Origin of the sequence: Hymenobacter cellulosilyticus, from assembly GCF_022919215.1 — a bacterium.
GTDB classification, from domain to species: Bacteria; Bacteroidota; Bacteroidia; order Cytophagales; family Hymenobacteraceae; genus Hymenobacter; species Hymenobacter cellulosilyticus.
This window is the reverse complement of sequence record NZ_CP095046.1, coordinates 1,145,936-1,160,460: the sequence shown is the minus strand read 5'-3', so window position 1 is coordinate 1,160,460 and position 14,525 is coordinate 1,145,936. Positions and strand designations below refer to the sequence as shown.

Genomic DNA, 14,525 nt, shown 5'->3' with positions numbered 1-14,525 from the left:
TGTCTAATAAAAACACCTTTAATAGACAAAAGTTAATACAAGGTTCTTGGACACAAAGCCCCGATAGCAATGCTTTATTTACAGTAGTTGGAAATTATCTTGAGTACTTCGACTCTGATAATTCGCGTGTGTATTTTAAAATAAGCAACAATGACTTGATACTGAATTATGGAGGCGGTATAATTATAAAAAACAAGATAATCAAAATAAACAATGATAGTTTGATACTTCTAAATGAAGACAAAAAGATCAATAGATTATGTCGTATGCGATGATTCATGTTATATACACAAATAATATAAAACCTTTTACCCCAGGAAATCCTTTCCCTGGGGTATGAAGAATCTGCTGCTCCTTACCCTCCTGCTCCTCACCAATGCCTGCGCCCTCAAGCCGACGAACAAGTACGACGTCTTCCAGGCCCAGGCCCAGCTACCCCAGGAAGAAGCCCCGCACCTGCGCAACTCCTTGGAGTGGTGGTACTTCACGGGTCACCTGAAGGACAAGGCGACGGGGGAAGTCTTTGGGGTGGAGTACGTGTTCTTCCACTTCAACCCACCGGCAAGAAGGACTGGCAGATGGTGAACTTCGCCCTGACCGACCCACAGCAGAAGCAGTTCCGCTACGATTACAAGCTCGAAAGCCTACCGGCACTGCTGCCTGCTACCCTGCCCCTCAACCTCTCGATGCAGAAGAAAACCCAGCAGTGGAGCCTGACCGGGCAGGAAGGCGCTTACCACCTGCAGGCCGGCATGGCCGACCATGCCGGGCACGCCATCAACCTGATTACCACGCCCGCTAAACCGGTGCTGCTCCACGGCGGCACCGGTTATGAGCAATATGGCGCCGTAGCCAAGGCTGGCTACTACAGCTACTCCCGCCTCGCCACGGCGGGCATTATTGAAGTAGGCGGCAAGCAGCGGCAGGTGGAGGGCGAGCTATGGTACGACCGACAGTGGAACTGCAACTCGGTGATGAGCAAAGACACGGGCTGGGACTGGCTCAGCATTCAGCTCGACGAGCCCCGCGCCGAAATCATGGCCTACCAGCTGCGCAACAACATCACCGGGGAGAGTCTCTCGGGCGGCTCCCACTACTCGGCCAAGAATGAGAATGCCCACCTGGCCGCTGCCGACTTTCAGCTGGTGCCCCTGGAGTTCTGGGTGAGCCCCCGCTCCAAGCAGCGCTACCCCGTCAAGTGGCGGCTGCGCATTCCCAGCCAGGGCTATGACTTGCTCATTGAGCCCGTGATACCCAACCAGGAACTGAACCTGCGCCTCTTCAAGGCCATCAACCTGAACTACTGGGAGGGAATGTGCAAGGTCACGGGTACCCACAACGGCAAGCCCGTAACGGGTAACAGCTACGTGGAAATCACCAACCCCGGCTCGGCCAAGCCCGCCCGCGGAGCAGCAGCGGCAGCCGCTAAATAGCCAGCCTAGCCATTCAGCACGACCCGGAACGTGGTGCCTTTGCCTACCTCCGACCAGCGCACGAACAGGCGCCCCTGGTGGTAATTTTCAATAATTCGCTTAGCCAAAGCTAGCCCCAGGCCCCAGCCCGCTTTTTGGTGGTAAAGCCGGGCAGGAATACAGTCTCAATCTTGCTCTTGGGAATTCCCTTGCCGGTATCGGTAATGTCGAGGGCAATGAGCTGCTTGCCTTTGGTAGCCCGCCGCAGGTGCAGAGTAATGTTCCCCTTGCCGTCCATGGCGTCCACGGCATTTTTGCAGATATTCTCGATTACCCAATCAAACAGCGGCACGTTGATTTGGGCCGGCGTATCGGTGGGCAGATCGGTCTTGATTTCGAAGATTACCTTTTTCGACACCCGGCTTTGCAGGTAGGCAATGGCATTCTTGGTGGCCTGCAGGATGTTCTCGTCCTTGAGCACCGGCACCGAGCCGATGTTGCTGAACCGCTCGGTAATGATTTCCAGGCGGCGCACGTCCTTGCCCAGCTCATCCACGATGGGCTCATTCTGCCACTTCTCCGAGTCCTTGAGGTAGGTGTGCCAGGCCATCAGGCTGCTTAGCGGGGTACCCAGCTGGTGGGCCGTTTCCTTGGCCAGGCCCACCCACACCCGGTTTTGCTCGGCGCGGCGGGAGTAGCTAAATGAGAAGTAGGCCATGACGCCCAGGCAGGCAATAACGGCCAGCTGCACCAGCGGGTAGGTCCGCAGCTGGGTAAGCAGCTGAGAGTCTTTGTAGTAGATATAGTTGCGCAGGCCGGCACCCAGCTCCACCACAATGGGCGGATGCTGCAGCTTCATAACGGCAATTTCCCGGTGCAGAAAGTCCAGGGCCGCTTTTTCCGACACGTTCTTGGGAATATCCACGTTGCGGGTACCCAGAATGTTGGCGTCCCATCGGTGAAGATGATGGGAATGGTAGTGTTGGCGTTGATAATTTCTTCGAACACGAAGTTGGTGTTCGAGTCCACTTCCGAGTTGATAATGAAGCGCTGGGCCTTGGCGTACAAGTCAATCTGCTTCTGCTCCCGCTCCGACAGGCGCTGCACCAGGATGTTGGTGTACACTACCGTGGCCGCGGCAATCAGGATGGCACCGGCCAGAATGCCCAGCTTTATCCGGGATTTCTGGTCGTAAATGGGAAGTACTTGCCGGGAAAAAGAGAAAAAAGCCATGGATGCGGGAAGTGGAAGTACACTCCTCCACGAAGGTAAGCAGCACCGGGCAGCCCGGCACGTGTGCGGTCCTAACGCAGGAACTCGGGCGGAGTTATTTCCTTACCCCGGGATTTTATTTACGCTACTTCTTCTATATTAGCCTACTCAAGCCCGACACTATCCTTTAGCGGGCCTTGAGTGCTATAAATATTAGAATGATTTTTATCAGGTAGCCAGCAGCTAACATGCCATCTGGGGGCCGTAGAGCCACTTTCTAAACTGCTTGTGGGTTTAGCAGAACCTCCAATCGGTATTAGCTGTTTCAGACTATCGAATTACGCTGTAATTTTGCCTTCTACAATACGCCGTAGCCCTAGCTATGCTCCATCCATTTAAGGCCGTTAGTCTATCCTTTAAGAAAGCGCCGCTCGAAATTCGGGAGTTGATTTCTTTGGATGAGGTTGCCTGCCGCCGCTTCCTCCACACCCTGCACCACGACCTGGGCCTTACCGACCTGCTCGTGCTCAGTACCTGCAACCGCACGGAAATCTACTACTCCGCCCCGCGCGACCAGAGCCCCGGCATTATCGAGGCCCTGGGCCAGCTCAAAGGCCTGACGGACGTAGCAGCGTACTTTCCTTACTTCGACGTTCTCGAAACTTACCACGACGCCGTTCAGCACTTGTTCGAAGTAGCTATGGGCCTCGACGCCCAGGTAGTCGGCGACTTGCAGATCAGCAACCAGGTAAAGCAGGCCTACCAGTGGTCGGCCGATGAAGATGCGGCCGGGCCGTTTTTGCACCGCCTGCTGCACACCATCTTCTTTACCAACAAGCGAGTACAGCAGGAAACCAGCTTCCGCGATGGGGCGGCCTCCACGTCTTACGCCACGCTGGAGCTGGTGGAAGAACTGACCGCCGACATGGCTAACCCCCGGGTGCTGGTCGTGGGCCTGGGCGAGATTGGGGCCGACGTGTGCCGCCACTTCGCCGACAGCAAGTCCTTTACCGACGTGACCCTCTGCAACCGCACCCGCGACAAGGCCGAGACCCTGGCCGCCGAGTGCAAGTTGCCCATTCTCGACTTCGAGAATCTGGTGCAGGGCATGAAGGATGCCGACGTAGTTATTTCCTCGATTTCGCGCGATACGCCTTTCTTCACTCGCGAAATGGTGGAGCACCTGGAGGTATTGAGCTATAAGTTCTTTATCGACCTGTCAGTGCCGCGTAGCATTGAGGCCGATGTGGAGAACGTACCCGGCGTACTGGTTTATAACATCGACGCCATTCAGAGCAAGGCTTCGGCCGCCCTGGAACAGCGGTTGGCAGCCGTGCCGCAGGTGCGAGCCATCATTGCCGAAAGCATTGCCGGCCTCTCCGACTGGACCAAGGAAATGATGGTGTCGCCCACCATTCAGAAGCTCAAGAATGCCCTGGAGCAAATCCGTTTGGAGGAAATGGACCGCTTTCAGAAGAAGATGAGCCCTGAAGAAGCCCGGCGCATGGACGAGGTGACTAGGTCCCTGATGCAGAAGATCCTCAAGCAGCCCGTACTGCAGCTCAAAGCGGCTTGCAAGCGCGGTGAAGCCGATCAGCTCATCGACGTGCTCACCGACCTGTTTGACCTGGAAAACCAGCCGAACCACGCCTAGCCCAAGCCATTTGCGTCATTGCGAGCAGAGCGAAGCAATCCTTCCTCTGCGCAGTACGACCCGCTCTTTTACCAGAAAGCCCTTTATCGAACCATCGGTAAAGGGCTTTTCAGTTAGGGTTGCTCAGCACATTTCAGAGGACGGATTGCTTCGCTCTGCTCGCAATGACACAGGATTTTCTCAGCTTTCCACATTCCAATAGCAAAGTTTTGTCCACGAAAAAAGGACCGTCGTTGGGCGGTCCTTTTTCATTTTTTCGGCGGAAAAAACGGCTTGAGCACTACAGCGTATCGCAGCAGTCTTCGAGCGAATCAATTACGTCGAGCAGCTTAGGAATCGAGAGGGAGTAATAGATCTTGGTGCCTACTTTGAAGGAAGACAAGATACCGCGGTCTTTCAGCGTGATAAGATGCTGAGAAGCAATAGCTTGAGGCAAGTCGAGCGAACGGTAGATTTCCGTTACGGTCATCTTATCCTCTTTGCCGAGCAGGTCGACGATGGCAAGGCGCTTAGGGTGAGCCAGTACTTTGAGCATGGCTGCGGCCTTATCTACTTTTTTGGATTCTACGCGCGAGAGCAATGGTTTCATGGGAGCTGTTACAACGGTGGTCCTGCGGGTGGGTCTAGCAGGAATATGCGTAATACGATATTCCAGGCTTCAAGAGTTCCGCTTTGCGAGGATTTTACGGAGAAAATTTGAATAAATCAGTATTCCCGTTAGTAAAAACGCTTTTTTATTGACGGAGCCCAAAGACTCCAAACGCTTGCCGGGGCTGCTTACCTTTGGGAGATTATTTCCTACCCACCTTACCCAAAGCATTGCTGCCCGATGAAAGACCTGCTGGCTAAATTCGAGAATAAACGCCCGGAAATCGTTTTTGAGTGGAAAGATTCTGAGACCGAAGCCGAGGGCTGGGTGGTCATCAACTCGCTGCGGGGCGGGGCGGCCGGGGCGGCACACGCATGCGCAAGGGCCTAGACAAGCGGGAAGTAGAAAGCCTGGCCAAGACCATGGAAGTGAAGTTTACCGTGTCGGGGCCGGCCATCGGCGGCGCTAAGTCGGGCATCAACTTCGACCCCCAGGACCCGCGCAAGCGCGGCGTGCTGGAGCGCTGGTACCGGGCCGTGATTCCGCTGCTCAAAAACTACTACGGCACCGGCGGCGACCTGAACGTGGACGAAATTCACGACGTAATTCCGATTACGGAAGACTACGGTTTGTGGCACCCGCAGGAGGGCATTGTGAATGGGCACTACCGGGCCACCGAGCCCCAGAAGATTCAGAAGCTGGGCCAGCTGCGCCAGGGTGTGATTAAGGTTATCGAAGATGCTGCCTTCACTCCCGAGCTGAGCCGCAAATACACCATTGCCGACCTGATTACGGGCTACGGCGTGGCCGAGGCCGTGCGGCACTACTACGAACTGTGGGGCGGCCGCAGCGTGGCCGGTAAGCGCGCCATCATCCAGGGCTGGGGCAACGTGGGCGCGGCGGCAGCCTACTACCTAGCCACTCAGGGCGCCCTCATTACCGGCATCATCGACCGGGCCGGCGGCTTGCTCAAGCCTGAGGGCTTCTCGCTGGCCGAAATCCGCCAGCTGTTCCTCGACCGGCAGGGCAACGCGCTGACGGCCGATAACCTGCTCTCGTTTGAGGAAATCAATGCGCAGGTGTGGACTTCGGGCGCCGAAATCTTTATTCCGGCCGCCGCTTCCCGCCTTGTAGCGCGCGACCAGGTGGAAAAAATGATTCAGAGCGGCCTGGAGGTCATCAGCTGCGGGGCCAACGTGCCTTTCTCCGACCCCGAAATCTTCTTCGGCCCCACCGGCGAGTATGCCGACCAGCACGTGAGCGTCATTCCCGACTTCATTGCCAACTGCGGTATGGCCCGGGTATTTGCCTACCTGATGGAAACCAACGCCGAAATCACCGACCAGGCTATTTTCGGGGATACGTCCCGCATCATTCGCCGGGCCCTGGAGCGCACCCGCCAGCAAAGCACCGATACGGTGGGCGTGGCCCAGAAGTCGTTCGAAATGGCCCTGCGCCAGCTCGTGTAAGGCTGCGTGCCTTTCCCCGCATCAAAACGCCCTAGTACCTGATGACGCTAACCGAAATTCTGCACCTGCGCTTTCTGGGCAACAACGTGGGAGCCTACCTGACCTGCGTAGGTATTCTGCTGTTTGGCTATCTGTTCAAAACGCTGCTTTCCAGGCTGCTTTCCCGGCTGGTTTTCCGGTTTATCCGCCAGAAGACGGAAGGTGTGAGCGAAACCCAGTTTCAGGCCCTGCTGATTCAGCCCGTATCCATCGTGGTGTTTTTTGTCACCGTGTATCTGGCGTTTCAGGTGCTTGACTACCCCGTGAACAGCTCGGAGCTGAAGCGCAATGAGCCCTGGCCCCAGGTAGCCTTGTTTCGCGTGTACCAACTCGGCATCATCTTCGGCATGGCCTGGATAGCCCTGCGCCTGGTCGACTTTCTGGTGCTGGTATTCCGGCGGCGGGCCGAGACAAACACGTCCCGGCTCAACGACCAGCTGATTCCCTTCGCCAAGGACCTGCTGAAAGTACTAGTGCTGACCATGGCCTTTCTGGTAATGCTCAGCCGCGTATTTGGGGTCAACGTCACGGCCCTGATTGGCGGCCTCGGCATTGGTGGTCTGGCGGTGGCTTTTGCGGCCAAGGAAAGCCTGGAAAACCTGATTGCCTCCTTCACCATCTTCCTCGACCGGCCTTTCGCCGTGGGCGACTTGGTGGAGGTAGGCGGCGTGACGGGCACCGTGGAGAAAGTTGGCTTCCGCAGCACCCGCCTGCGCACGGCCGAGAAAAGCTACGTCACAGTGCCCAACAAGTCCATGATTGACAAGCCCTTGGACAACCTGAGTCTGCGCACGGCCCGCCGCGTTACGTTCACCCTGGCGCTAAGCCACGCGACCAGCAGCGAGCAGCTGCGCAACATTGTGCAGGAAGCCCAGCAGACCATTCAGGACTATCCGCTGACCAACAACGACGTGCAAATCAAGTTTGCGGCCCTTACGCCCGCGGCTAAGGAAGTAACGGTGCAGTATTTCGTGGAAACCACCAGCTACGACGAGTACCTCAACGTGAAAGAGGAACTCAACTACCGCCTCGTGGAGCTAGTGGAAAAGCACGGCGGCACCTTTGCCAGTACCGGCACGACCATCGTGCAGCTCGGCAGCCCCGACCGGCTCCGCGGCCTGCAGTCAGCCGAGCAGCATATTGTGTAGAAGGCTTACAGCCCCGCAACAAAAAAGGCCCCGGCGTTGACTTGCCGGGGCCTTTTTCTATGTTATTCAGACTACAGCGGGAGCCTAGCGGCCACCAAACAGGCCGCCCAACAGGCCACCCATGCCGCTACCGCCGCCGAGCAAGCCACCTAGGCCACCGCCGCCGGCACTCCGGGAGCCGAGTTAGGCTGTCCGCCTAGGCCACCCAGAATCGACATTAGGGAGCCCAGGCCGCCGCTGCCCACGTGAGTGCCTTGCTGGGGGTAGTTGCCGTAAGCACCGGTGCTGCCACCGCCCATAGCCCCACCAAGCAGGCCGCCGCCCAGCAAACCGCCGAGCAAGCCACCCATGCCACTGCTGGCCGCGCCGCCGAGCAGGCCGCCCATGGAGCCGCCACCCAGTACGCTGCCTAGGCCGCCGCCCATACCGCCCATGCTTCCCATACCGGCCGAACGGCCGCCACGGTTCATCACGCCGGAAATAACCATGGGCGCTACCACGCCGAGCAAGCCGGCCATCAAAGCGCCTTTAGGAATACCTACGCTTTCGAGCTTATTGGTTACACCGCTCAGGAAGCCTTGCTTGCCCGGATCCTGCGGATCGTGGGGCACCGAAGCTGCTTGGTCGACGACGCTTTCCAGGGCTTGAGTCTGCTGCTGGTTGATGCCCAGGTAAGCAGCCATTTTATTGACCATTTCCTCTTCCGTGTTGGAATAGGCCCCGTCGGCGCGGGCAAAGCTGATCAGGTCGGTGATAAGGGAGAAGCGCAGGTCGCTGCCGCGCAGGGCGTCCAGGTTCTGCTTGATGCTTTCGTTGGAAGCGTCCTGGGCGGCAGTCAGTACTTGCTGGGTAGCGCCCTGAGACAGGCCGGCGTTTTGGGCCAGTTGCTGCAAAAACTCTACTTCCGCGGCAGAGGCTTCGCGGTCGGCAGAGGCCAGGCTGGCAATAACACTCAGGTAAGCGGCTTTTTCCGGTTCGGAATAGTTCTGCAGAAGTTGGGTATCGTTCATATGCTTAGAAAGAAAGGCGTGAGAGAACAAAGCGCAAATCTTAACGGCAACGCTGCAATTAGGTTGAACTACGCCCTGCAAGGCCCCGAAATCAGCTGCAACCGGAACCCTAGGTTCCATTATTTTGCCTGATTACAATGCTTGGAAATTTCTGATTGTAAAACAGTTGTAGTTTTTCGACCAGGGCACGCAGAAATTTCTAGCTGGATTTTTGGTCAAATGGTTGCGTAATCGAAAACGAGCCACCATATTTGCATTCCCAAACGGGACCCCGGGAGATTAGCTCAGCTGGTTCAGAGCATCTGCCTTACAAGCAGAGGGTCACTGGTTCGAACCCAGTATCTCCCACTTTTTCTTGCATTACCCCTCGGGAGATTAGCTCAGCTGGTTCAGAGCATCTGCCTTACAAGCAGAGGGTCACTGGTTCGAACCCAGTATCTCCCACCAAAAAAAAGCCACTTCGCAGTACTGCGAGTGGCTTTTTTGCTTTTAGACCATTTCACGGATAAGTTAGCAGCTTTACTCGGCCGCAGCTTCTGCCACGCTAGCCCTGCCACCACCGCGGCCCAGTTCCCGCAGTCGCTGCCAGACAATCAAAGGGTACAGCAAAAACGCTGGCTCGGCGAAGTAGCGCCAGCGGAAACCCACGAAGAACACCAAACTCAGCAACCACACGGCTACCACGGGGTTAGTAGCAGCACGTCGGCAGACCGGAACCGCAGGCCCCGGTAGCGGACGGCCGTGAGCAGCAGCGCCGCCAGAAAAGCCAGGTGCACGGCGGCCGTCAGGGGGTGGTAGCCGGTGCGGGGAGCATCAGCAATGAAGTTTTCGGGGGCCAAGAACAAAGCTGTTTTACGCAGAATCAGCTGAGCCTCAGCAGCTGGGTTTGCCCGGACCCAGCTGCCAGCCAGGGCCGCGCGGGCCTTACTTTCCTGGTACTGGTTTAGGGAATCGAGGTTCGGGATATGAGCGCGCACAAACTGGTCGAACGGACCGGTGCGCTCGTCCCAGTCGAACATAAAGCGGCCCTGGGTTACGGGGTTGTGGCCCTGCAGCAGCTCGAAGCCGGCTTGGTTGCTCAGCGTCCAGGCCCGAACAGGCGGTGGTTTTTTAGCAGAATGGGGCGTGGGCCGCTGTCAGCAAGACGAATGTGAGGATGGCCGCCCGCCAGGCTGGGGCAGGTGCCACCCGTTGGCGCCACACCAGCCCCAGCCACACCACGAAGAGCAGACCGTAGACGGCCAGCAAGTAGCCCCGCAGCAAGCAAGACACCGTGATGGAGCCGGCAAGCAGGGCGGCGTCGGGCCACGCCAGGGGCCGGCCGCCCAGGTGCCGTAGCAACTTATAAACTACCAGAATCAGCAGCGGCAGGGTCAGGTTTTCGTACCACATATAGGCCCCCACGTAGTAGAGCACCGACGGATAAACGGCCCAGAGCAGCGCACCCGCCCAGGCCCAGGGCGGCGGTACGCCCAGAAACGCCAACGTGCGCTGCAGATACAGAATGCCCAGCCCGTAGGCCAACAGGCTTAGCCCAAAAATCAGCAGGGTGAAGTGGTGCTTGGGCAAGCCGGCCTTTTGCCAGCCGATGTAGACAAAGACCGGAAAGCTGGCGTGAAACGAATCGGGCCGCAGTTGCTGCCGCACCGGGTCGAGGCTGACGTAGCCACGGCCGGCCAGGTAGTTGTCGGCAATACGGCCGTTGCGGCGCTCATCGTAGTTCCATTCCAGCCCAGGATTCAGGCTTAGCTGCAAAGCCAGCTTGAGCAGCATCAGTAGCAGCACCAGCGGCCAGACGAAACGGGGAACGGAACGCAGCACAAGCGAAAGGTTAAACGCCGGGCTTGGTGCCGGCCCGTCAAAGGTTGTGAATTTACGGCGGGTCTGGAAGCGTGACGGCCAAAGCTCGGGCATCCGTGCCGGCTGTGTTACCTTTCGGACCGTTACGGTTTGGTTGTACTCCATTTGCTAGCCTTTTGCTGCGGCCCACTCCCCTCCTGCCCGATTCCCTGCGCCGGCCTCTGGTGCTGGGCTTCTTTGCGCTCCTGACGCTGCTGGGCATCCTGCTGCACCGCGACTATGGCCTGTCGTGGGACGAGCAGCTGGACCGGCTCAATGGCATCATCAGCGTGAAGTACGTGGCCTTGCGCCTGGCCCCGGAGCTGGCCCGCCGCCAGGAAAGCTTTGCCGCCATTCCCGACATGAACCAAAACGAGGACGTAGACCACGGTGTCATTTTTCAGATGCCGCTGGCCCTGCTGGAAAAGATAGTGGGGCCGAAGACCCGCGCGACGTATACTTTCTGCGCCACCTGGTTACGTTTTTCACGGTAGTGGCCGGCACCTACGCTTTTTACCGGCTGGCTGCCCGGCGCTTCCGTAGCTGGCCGCTGGGCCTGCTGGGTGCAGTTTTGCTCTGGACGTCCCCGCGCCTGTTTGCCGAGGCCTTTTACAACTATAAGGACCTGGTATTCCTGGCGTTTTTCACCCTGGGCATCTACACGCTCACGCGGCTGCTGCTGCGGCCATCCTGGCGCTGGGCTTTGGCGCACGCCCTGGCTACCGGCGCGGCCGTCGATGTGCGCACGATGGGTGTGCTGCTGCTGGGATTCACCTTCTTTTTTGCCGGACTGGAACTGTGGCACCGGCCCGCAGTTCGCCGGCCCCTGCTGCTGGCGCTGCTGCTCTACTTGCCCGCGGCGGCGGCAGTGGTGGTGGCTGGCTGGCCCTACTTGTGGGAACAGCCGGTGACGCACTTCTTGGCCGCTTTTCAGAGCTTCAGCCGCTACCGCTCCGATATGCTGGTGCAGTACTGGGGCCAGCAGATTTCGGTGCGCAGCCTGCCCTGGCACTACGTCCCGGTCTGGTTGCTGATTACCACGCCGGTGGCTTATTCCCTGCTGTTTGGCGCCGGAGTAATATCCTTAGCAGCAGCCGTGAGTCGGGGCCGGGGCATGGCTGCGCACCCGCTCCGGCCGCCAGGACCTGCTGTACGCCGTCTGGTTTTTTGCTCCATTGGCGGCTGTTGTGCTGCTTCGCTCGGTTCTGTATGACGGCTGGCGCCACCTTTACTTCATTTACCCGGCGTTTCTGCTGCTGGCTTTGCGCGGAGTTCAAACGGCTCGTCTGCTACGGCTAAGGTCTCGTTCGTTGAGCCGCCGGCTGGCAACGGGACTTTTGGGGCTGCTAACCATTGGCGTACTACACTCCACCTACCGCATCATCCGGGACCATCCTTACCAGAACGTGTATTTCAGCCTGCTGCCGGGTCCGGTGGCTGAGCGGCTGTTTGAGCGTGACTACTGGGGCCTCGCAGGCCGGCGCGGGCTGGAATGGATTCTGGCCCAGGACCAGGCCGGCCGCGTAGCGGTGGCTACCGATGCCCGGGCCGGGCTGATGCTTCACAACAACCACTTACTTTTGCCCCCGGCCGAGCGGGCCCGTCTGCTGCTGACTTCTGCCGACCAGGCGCGGTATTTTCTGACCACCTACCGTTGGCACCCGGAACTGTACCCGGCCAGCTACGGTCCCGAGGTGTACTGCATCCGGGTGAATGGGGTGAAAATCCTGTCGGTTTTCCGGCGGCCCTGACCGGTCGTTTTTTTGTTCTTTCGTTGCCAACGGGCCCTTTCTTATTCCCAGCCACCCGTTGAATCAACCTTAGCTTTTCGCTGCTGATGCCTTTACTCGAAGTAACCGACGCCCAGCGGGCCCGGCAATTCCTGGACTTACCGCCCCGCCTCTACCGGAACGAGCCCAACTGGATTTCGCCCCTCGACCACGAAATAGAAGCCGTATTTGACCCCAAGAAGAACACCAACTTCCAGCACGGTGAAGCTATCCGCTGGATTCTGACCGACGCTAGCGGGAGGTTATCGGGCGCATTGCCGCCTTTATCAACCAAGCCACGGCCCACACCGACCCCACGCTGCCCACCGGTGGCCTAGGCTTCTTCGAGTGCATCGATGACCAGAAGGCGGCCAATACGCTCTTTGACGCGGGCAAAGACTGGCTGACCCAGCGCGGCATGCAGGCCATGGACGGCCCCATCAACTTCGGGAGCGGGACCGGTACTGGGGGTTGCTGGTGGCGGGCTTCACCGAGCCCAACTACGGCATGTTTTATCACCTGCCCTACTACCAGCCACTGTTCGAGAACTACGGCTTTCAGGTGTATTTCAAGCAGTATACCTGCCGCCGGGATGTAGCCATGCCCCTGCACGCGGCTTTTCACCGGGCCGTGGCCAGCTACGCCGAGCAGCCTGAGTTCAGCTTCCGCCACGCCGACAAGAGCGACGCCGAAAAGCTGGCCCGCGACTTTCAGCACGTCTATAACCTGGCCTGGGCCAACCACAGCGGCGTGACGGGTATGTCCCTGGAAAAAGCCCGCAGCCTGGTCAAAGAAATGAAGCCCGTGGCCGATGAGCGGCTGCTGTGGTTTGCCTACCACCAGGAAGAGCCAATTGCCTTCTTTATCAGCCTGCCCGAGCTCAACCAGATTTTCAAGCATATCGGGGCCCGCTTCAACCTCTGGGACAAGCTGCGCTTCCTCTGGTACAAGCGCAAATACGACCAGCTTCCCGACAAAAAGATGTTTGGCGTCATCTTCGGCGTGGTGCCCGCCTGGCAGGGCAAGAGCGTCGAATCGGCTTTGATGGAGCACGCCCGGGCCAAGTTCCTGGCGTCGGGTTACACCGATTGTGAGATGAACTGGATTGGCGACTTTAACCCCCGCATGCTGGCCGTTACCCGCTCTATCGGGGCCCGCATCCACAAAACCCACGTCACTTACCGCAAGCTTTTCGACGAAACTCGGCCCTTCGAGCGCTGCCCCATAATTAAGTAAGGGTTTAGACTTGGGCTTAGGAATTACATGAACCCCATTGATTTCACCCAACCAGTCAAGCAGTTTGTAGACAAGCTAGTTGATGGAGAGTATGATGCAGCAGTTAAATTAAGTTTTAACACAGGTCGACTGAATGCTACTCATGTAGCAGAAGCTATTCGACTTTACCCCGGACAGTTAACCCATCCGCCAGTAAATGCATACGATGCAATTGAAGTATATGAGTACTATGACGGTACTGGCTATATGCTTGAGTTCTTCCTTTGGGTTGATGAAGCGCCAAGCGAGTTAATGATTAAAGTAGATGCACGATGGGCTGATACACAACTGAATTGTACTCTGTTTGACATTTATGTGCCATAAGATCTAAGCTAATTTCTCGTAATAATGCAGGTCAGAAATGGTAGTACTATTGGAAGTCTTAGCTCTGCCTAGAGGCTTCGAAACTGCCGGTCCAGCTCCAGCACCTGCGGGATAAGCAGGTGCTTATCGTCGTTACGGAGCACGTAGTCGGCGCGGCTAAGCTTTTCTTCCTCGCTCATCTGCTTGCCGATGATGGCCAGGATGTCGTCGGGGGTACGGTGCGGGTCGCGGCGCAATACGCGGGCCTGGCGCACGGGCTGGGGCGCGAATACGGTGATAATCTTGTCGAGCTGCTGGTAAGAGCCTGATTCGTAGAGCAGCGCGGCTTCCTTGATAACGTAAATGGCTCCGGCAGCTTGCTGGGTTTGAGCCCACTGTTCGAAGTCGTGGCCCACGCGCGGGTGCACCAGACTGTTGAGCCGGGCTAGCTGCTCGGGGTCTTTAAAAACGACCTGCGCCAGATACGTCCGATTGGGCTGCCCGCTGGCGTCAAAGGCTTCAGGGCCAAAAGCTTCCTGCAAGGCTTGGCGCAGCACCAGGTCGTTGGCCATTACCCACTTGGCGCGGGAATCGGCATCGTACACGGGCACGTTCAGCACAGCAAACATCCGGCACGCCACGCTCTTGCCCGACCCAATCCCGCCCGTTATTCCGATTCGAAGCATATGTTAAGATGGTGAGCTAGTGAAATGGTGAAATGGTGAGTTTAATGTTTAGCTGGTACCGTCCCACGCCAGTAGAACAACTACTCACCATTTCACTAGCTCACCATCTCACTTCTGGGA

General features: G+C 57.7%; 17 protein-coding genes, 2 tRNA genes and 2 pseudogenes. 13 read left to right on the top strand and 8 right to left on the bottom strand.

Features of this window, described 5'->3' with window-relative positions:
- Positions 1-336 precede the first annotated feature (336 nt).
- On the top strand, positions 337-585 hold the full coding sequence (locus MUN79_RS29860) for a carotenoid 1,2-hydratase (protein WP_262922992.1): 249 nt from the start codon (positions 337-339) through the stop codon (positions 583-585).
- Positions 579-1,433 (top strand): lipocalin-like domain-containing protein, encoded by an 855-nt coding sequence (locus MUN79_RS29855; protein WP_262922991.1) that lies wholly within the window; start codon positions 579-581, stop codon positions 1,431-1,433. The genes MUN79_RS29860 and MUN79_RS29855 overlap by 7 nt, the downstream gene beginning before the upstream one ends.
- Positions 1,434-1,438: 5 nt before the next feature.
- Here MUN79_RS29855 and MUN79_RS31705 read toward each other — a convergent pair.
- Together MUN79_RS31705 and MUN79_RS30680 are read right to left on the bottom strand one after the other, a co-directional pair.
- Positions 1,439-1,710: pseudogene (locus tag MUN79_RS31705) on the bottom strand (ATP-binding protein).
- Between the two features lie 557 nt (positions 1,711-2,267).
- Positions 2,268-2,645 (bottom strand): hypothetical protein, encoded by a 378-nt coding sequence (locus MUN79_RS30680; RefSeq protein WP_311136667.1) that lies wholly within the window; start codon positions 2,643-2,645, stop codon positions 2,268-2,270.
- A gap of 361 nt (positions 2,646-3,006) precedes the next feature.
- Here MUN79_RS30680 and hemA point away from each other — a divergent pair, with 361 nt between their 5' ends.
- Positions 3,007-4,278, top strand: coding sequence for a glutamyl-tRNA reductase (gene hemA, locus MUN79_RS05755; RefSeq protein WP_244676798.1), 1,272 nt, complete (start codon positions 3,007-3,009; stop codon positions 4,276-4,278).
- 280 nt (positions 4,279-4,558) lie between these two features.
- Here hemA and MUN79_RS05750 read toward each other — a convergent pair whose 3' ends face one another.
- Positions 4,559-4,867 (bottom strand): ArsR/SmtB family transcription factor, encoded by a 309-nt coding sequence (locus MUN79_RS05750; RefSeq protein WP_086594744.1) that lies wholly within the window; start codon positions 4,865-4,867, stop codon positions 4,559-4,561.
- Positions 4,868-5,107: 240 nt separating this feature from the next.
- Here MUN79_RS05750 and MUN79_RS05745 point away from each other — a divergent pair.
- Positions 5,108-6,336, top strand: a pseudogene (locus MUN79_RS05745) (Glu/Leu/Phe/Val dehydrogenase dimerization domain-containing protein).
- A 41-nt stretch (positions 6,337-6,377) separates the two neighbouring features.
- Entirely contained in the window at positions 6,378-7,523 is a 1,146-nt protein-coding gene (locus MUN79_RS05740) for a mechanosensitive ion channel family protein (RefSeq protein ID WP_244676797.1), read from the top strand.
- Between the two features lie 149 nt (positions 7,524-7,672).
- On the opposite strand, the gene MUN79_RS05735 is transcribed toward MUN79_RS05740, so the two are convergent.
- On the bottom strand, positions 7,673-8,533 hold the full coding sequence (locus MUN79_RS05735) for a TerB family tellurite resistance protein (RefSeq protein ID WP_244676796.1): 861 nt from the start codon (positions 8,531-8,533) through the stop codon (positions 7,673-7,675).
- A 273-nt stretch (positions 8,534-8,806) separates the two neighbouring features.
- Here MUN79_RS05735 and MUN79_RS05730 point away from each other — a divergent pair.
- Positions 8,807-8,881, top strand: a tRNA-Val gene (locus MUN79_RS05730).
- A 21-nt stretch (positions 8,882-8,902) separates the two neighbouring features.
- A tRNA-Val gene (locus tag MUN79_RS05725) sits at positions 8,903-8,980 on the top strand.
- Positions 8,981-9,052: 72 nt separating this feature from the next.
- On the opposite strand, the gene MUN79_RS05720 is transcribed toward MUN79_RS05725, so the two are convergent.
- The 3 genes from MUN79_RS05720 to MUN79_RS05710 all read right to left on the bottom strand — a co-directional run bounded on the left by MUN79_RS05720 (position 9,053) and on the right by MUN79_RS05710 (position 10,354).
- A complete protein-coding gene (locus MUN79_RS05720) occupies positions 9,053-9,208 on the bottom strand; it encodes a hypothetical protein (protein WP_244676795.1) in 156 nt (51 codons plus the stop codon).
- A gap of 2 nt (positions 9,209-9,210) precedes the next feature.
- Complete coding sequence (locus MUN79_RS05715) at positions 9,211-9,552, bottom strand: hypothetical protein (RefSeq protein WP_244676794.1); 342 nt, start codon at positions 9,550-9,552, stop codon at positions 9,211-9,213.
- A 91-nt stretch (positions 9,553-9,643) separates the two neighbouring features.
- Positions 9,644-10,354: a hypothetical protein gene (locus tag MUN79_RS05710; protein WP_244676793.1), complete on the bottom strand. Its 711-nt coding sequence runs from the start codon at positions 10,352-10,354 to the stop codon at positions 9,644-9,646.
- 155 nt (positions 10,355-10,509) lie between these two features.
- Here MUN79_RS05710 and MUN79_RS05705 point away from each other — a divergent pair, with 155 nt between their 5' ends.
- From MUN79_RS05705 to MUN79_RS05685, 6 genes are all read left to right on the top strand, one after another.
- Positions 10,510-10,866, top strand: coding sequence for a hypothetical protein (locus tag MUN79_RS05705; RefSeq protein ID WP_244676792.1), 357 nt, complete (start codon positions 10,510-10,512; stop codon positions 10,864-10,866).
- Complete coding sequence (locus tag MUN79_RS05700) at positions 10,866-11,585, top strand: glycosyltransferase family protein (RefSeq protein ID WP_244676791.1); 720 nt, start codon at positions 10,866-10,868, stop codon at positions 11,583-11,585. Before MUN79_RS05705 ends, MUN79_RS05700 begins: the two co-directional genes overlap by 1 nt.
- A 124-nt stretch (positions 11,586-11,709) precedes the next feature.
- Complete coding sequence (locus tag MUN79_RS05695; protein ID WP_244676790.1) at positions 11,710-12,123, top strand: hypothetical protein; 414 nt, start codon at positions 11,710-11,712, stop codon at positions 12,121-12,123.
- Positions 12,124-12,209: 86 nt separating this feature from the next.
- On the top strand, positions 12,210-12,479 hold the full coding sequence (locus tag MUN79_RS30675) for a hypothetical protein (RefSeq protein WP_311136666.1): 270 nt from the start codon (positions 12,210-12,212) through the stop codon (positions 12,477-12,479).
- Positions 12,480-12,618: 139 nt separating this feature from the next.
- Positions 12,619-13,377: a GNAT family N-acetyltransferase gene (locus tag MUN79_RS30670; protein ID WP_311136665.1), complete on the top strand. Its 759-nt coding sequence runs from the start codon at positions 12,619-12,621 to the stop codon at positions 13,375-13,377.
- Between the two features lie 27 nt (positions 13,378-13,404).
- Positions 13,405-13,740 carry a DUF7668 domain-containing protein gene (locus MUN79_RS05685; RefSeq protein ID WP_244676789.1) on the top strand — a complete coding sequence of 112 codons (336 nt, stop codon included), beginning with the start codon at positions 13,405-13,407 and terminating at the stop codon, positions 13,738-13,740.
- Between the two features lie 68 nt (positions 13,741-13,808).
- Here the strand turns inward: MUN79_RS05685 and coaE are convergent, their stop codons facing one another.
- Positions 13,809-14,405, bottom strand: a complete 597-nt coding sequence (coaE, locus tag MUN79_RS05680) for a dephospho-CoA kinase (RefSeq protein WP_244676788.1) — start codon at positions 14,403-14,405, stop codon at positions 13,809-13,811.
- Positions 14,406-14,525 lie beyond the last annotated feature (120 nt).

Bases quoted from the DNA above. Each gene is read 5' to 3' on its own strand.
- MUN79_RS05685 (WP_244676789.1), top strand. From the start codon at position 13,405: ATGAACCCCATTGATTTCACCCAACCAGTCAAGCAGTTTGTAGACAAG.
- MUN79_RS05715 (WP_244676794.1), bottom strand. From the start codon at position 9,552: ATGTTCGACTGGGACGAGCGCACCGGTCCGTTCGACCAGTTTGTGCGC.
- MUN79_RS29855 (WP_262922991.1), top strand. From the start codon at position 579: ATGGTGAACTTCGCCCTGACCGACCCACAGCAGAAGCAGTTCCGCTAC.
- MUN79_RS30680 (WP_311136667.1), bottom strand. From the start codon at position 2,645: ATGGCTTTTTTCTCTTTTTCCCGGCAAGTACTTCCCATTTACGACCAG.
- hemA (WP_244676798.1), top strand. From the start codon at position 3,007: ATGCTCCATCCATTTAAGGCCGTTAGTCTATCCTTTAAGAAAGCGCCG.
- MUN79_RS05750 (WP_086594744.1), bottom strand. From the start codon at position 4,867: ATGAAACCATTGCTCTCGCGCGTAGAATCCAAAAAAGTAGATAAGGCC.
- coaE (WP_244676788.1), bottom strand. From the start codon at position 14,405: ATGCTTCGAATCGGAATAACGGGCGGGATTGGGTCGGGCAAGAGCGTG.
- MUN79_RS29860 (WP_262922992.1), top strand. From the start codon at position 337: ATGAAGAATCTGCTGCTCCTTACCCTCCTGCTCCTCACCAATGCCTGC.
- MUN79_RS05735 (WP_244676796.1), bottom strand. From the start codon at position 8,533: ATGAACGATACCCAACTTCTGCAGAACTATTCCGAACCGGAAAAAGCC.
- MUN79_RS30675 (WP_311136666.1), top strand. From the start codon at position 12,210: ATGCCTTTACTCGAAGTAACCGACGCCCAGCGGGCCCGGCAATTCCTG.
- MUN79_RS05740 (WP_244676797.1), top strand. From the start codon at position 6,378: ATGACGCTAACCGAAATTCTGCACCTGCGCTTTCTGGGCAACAACGTG.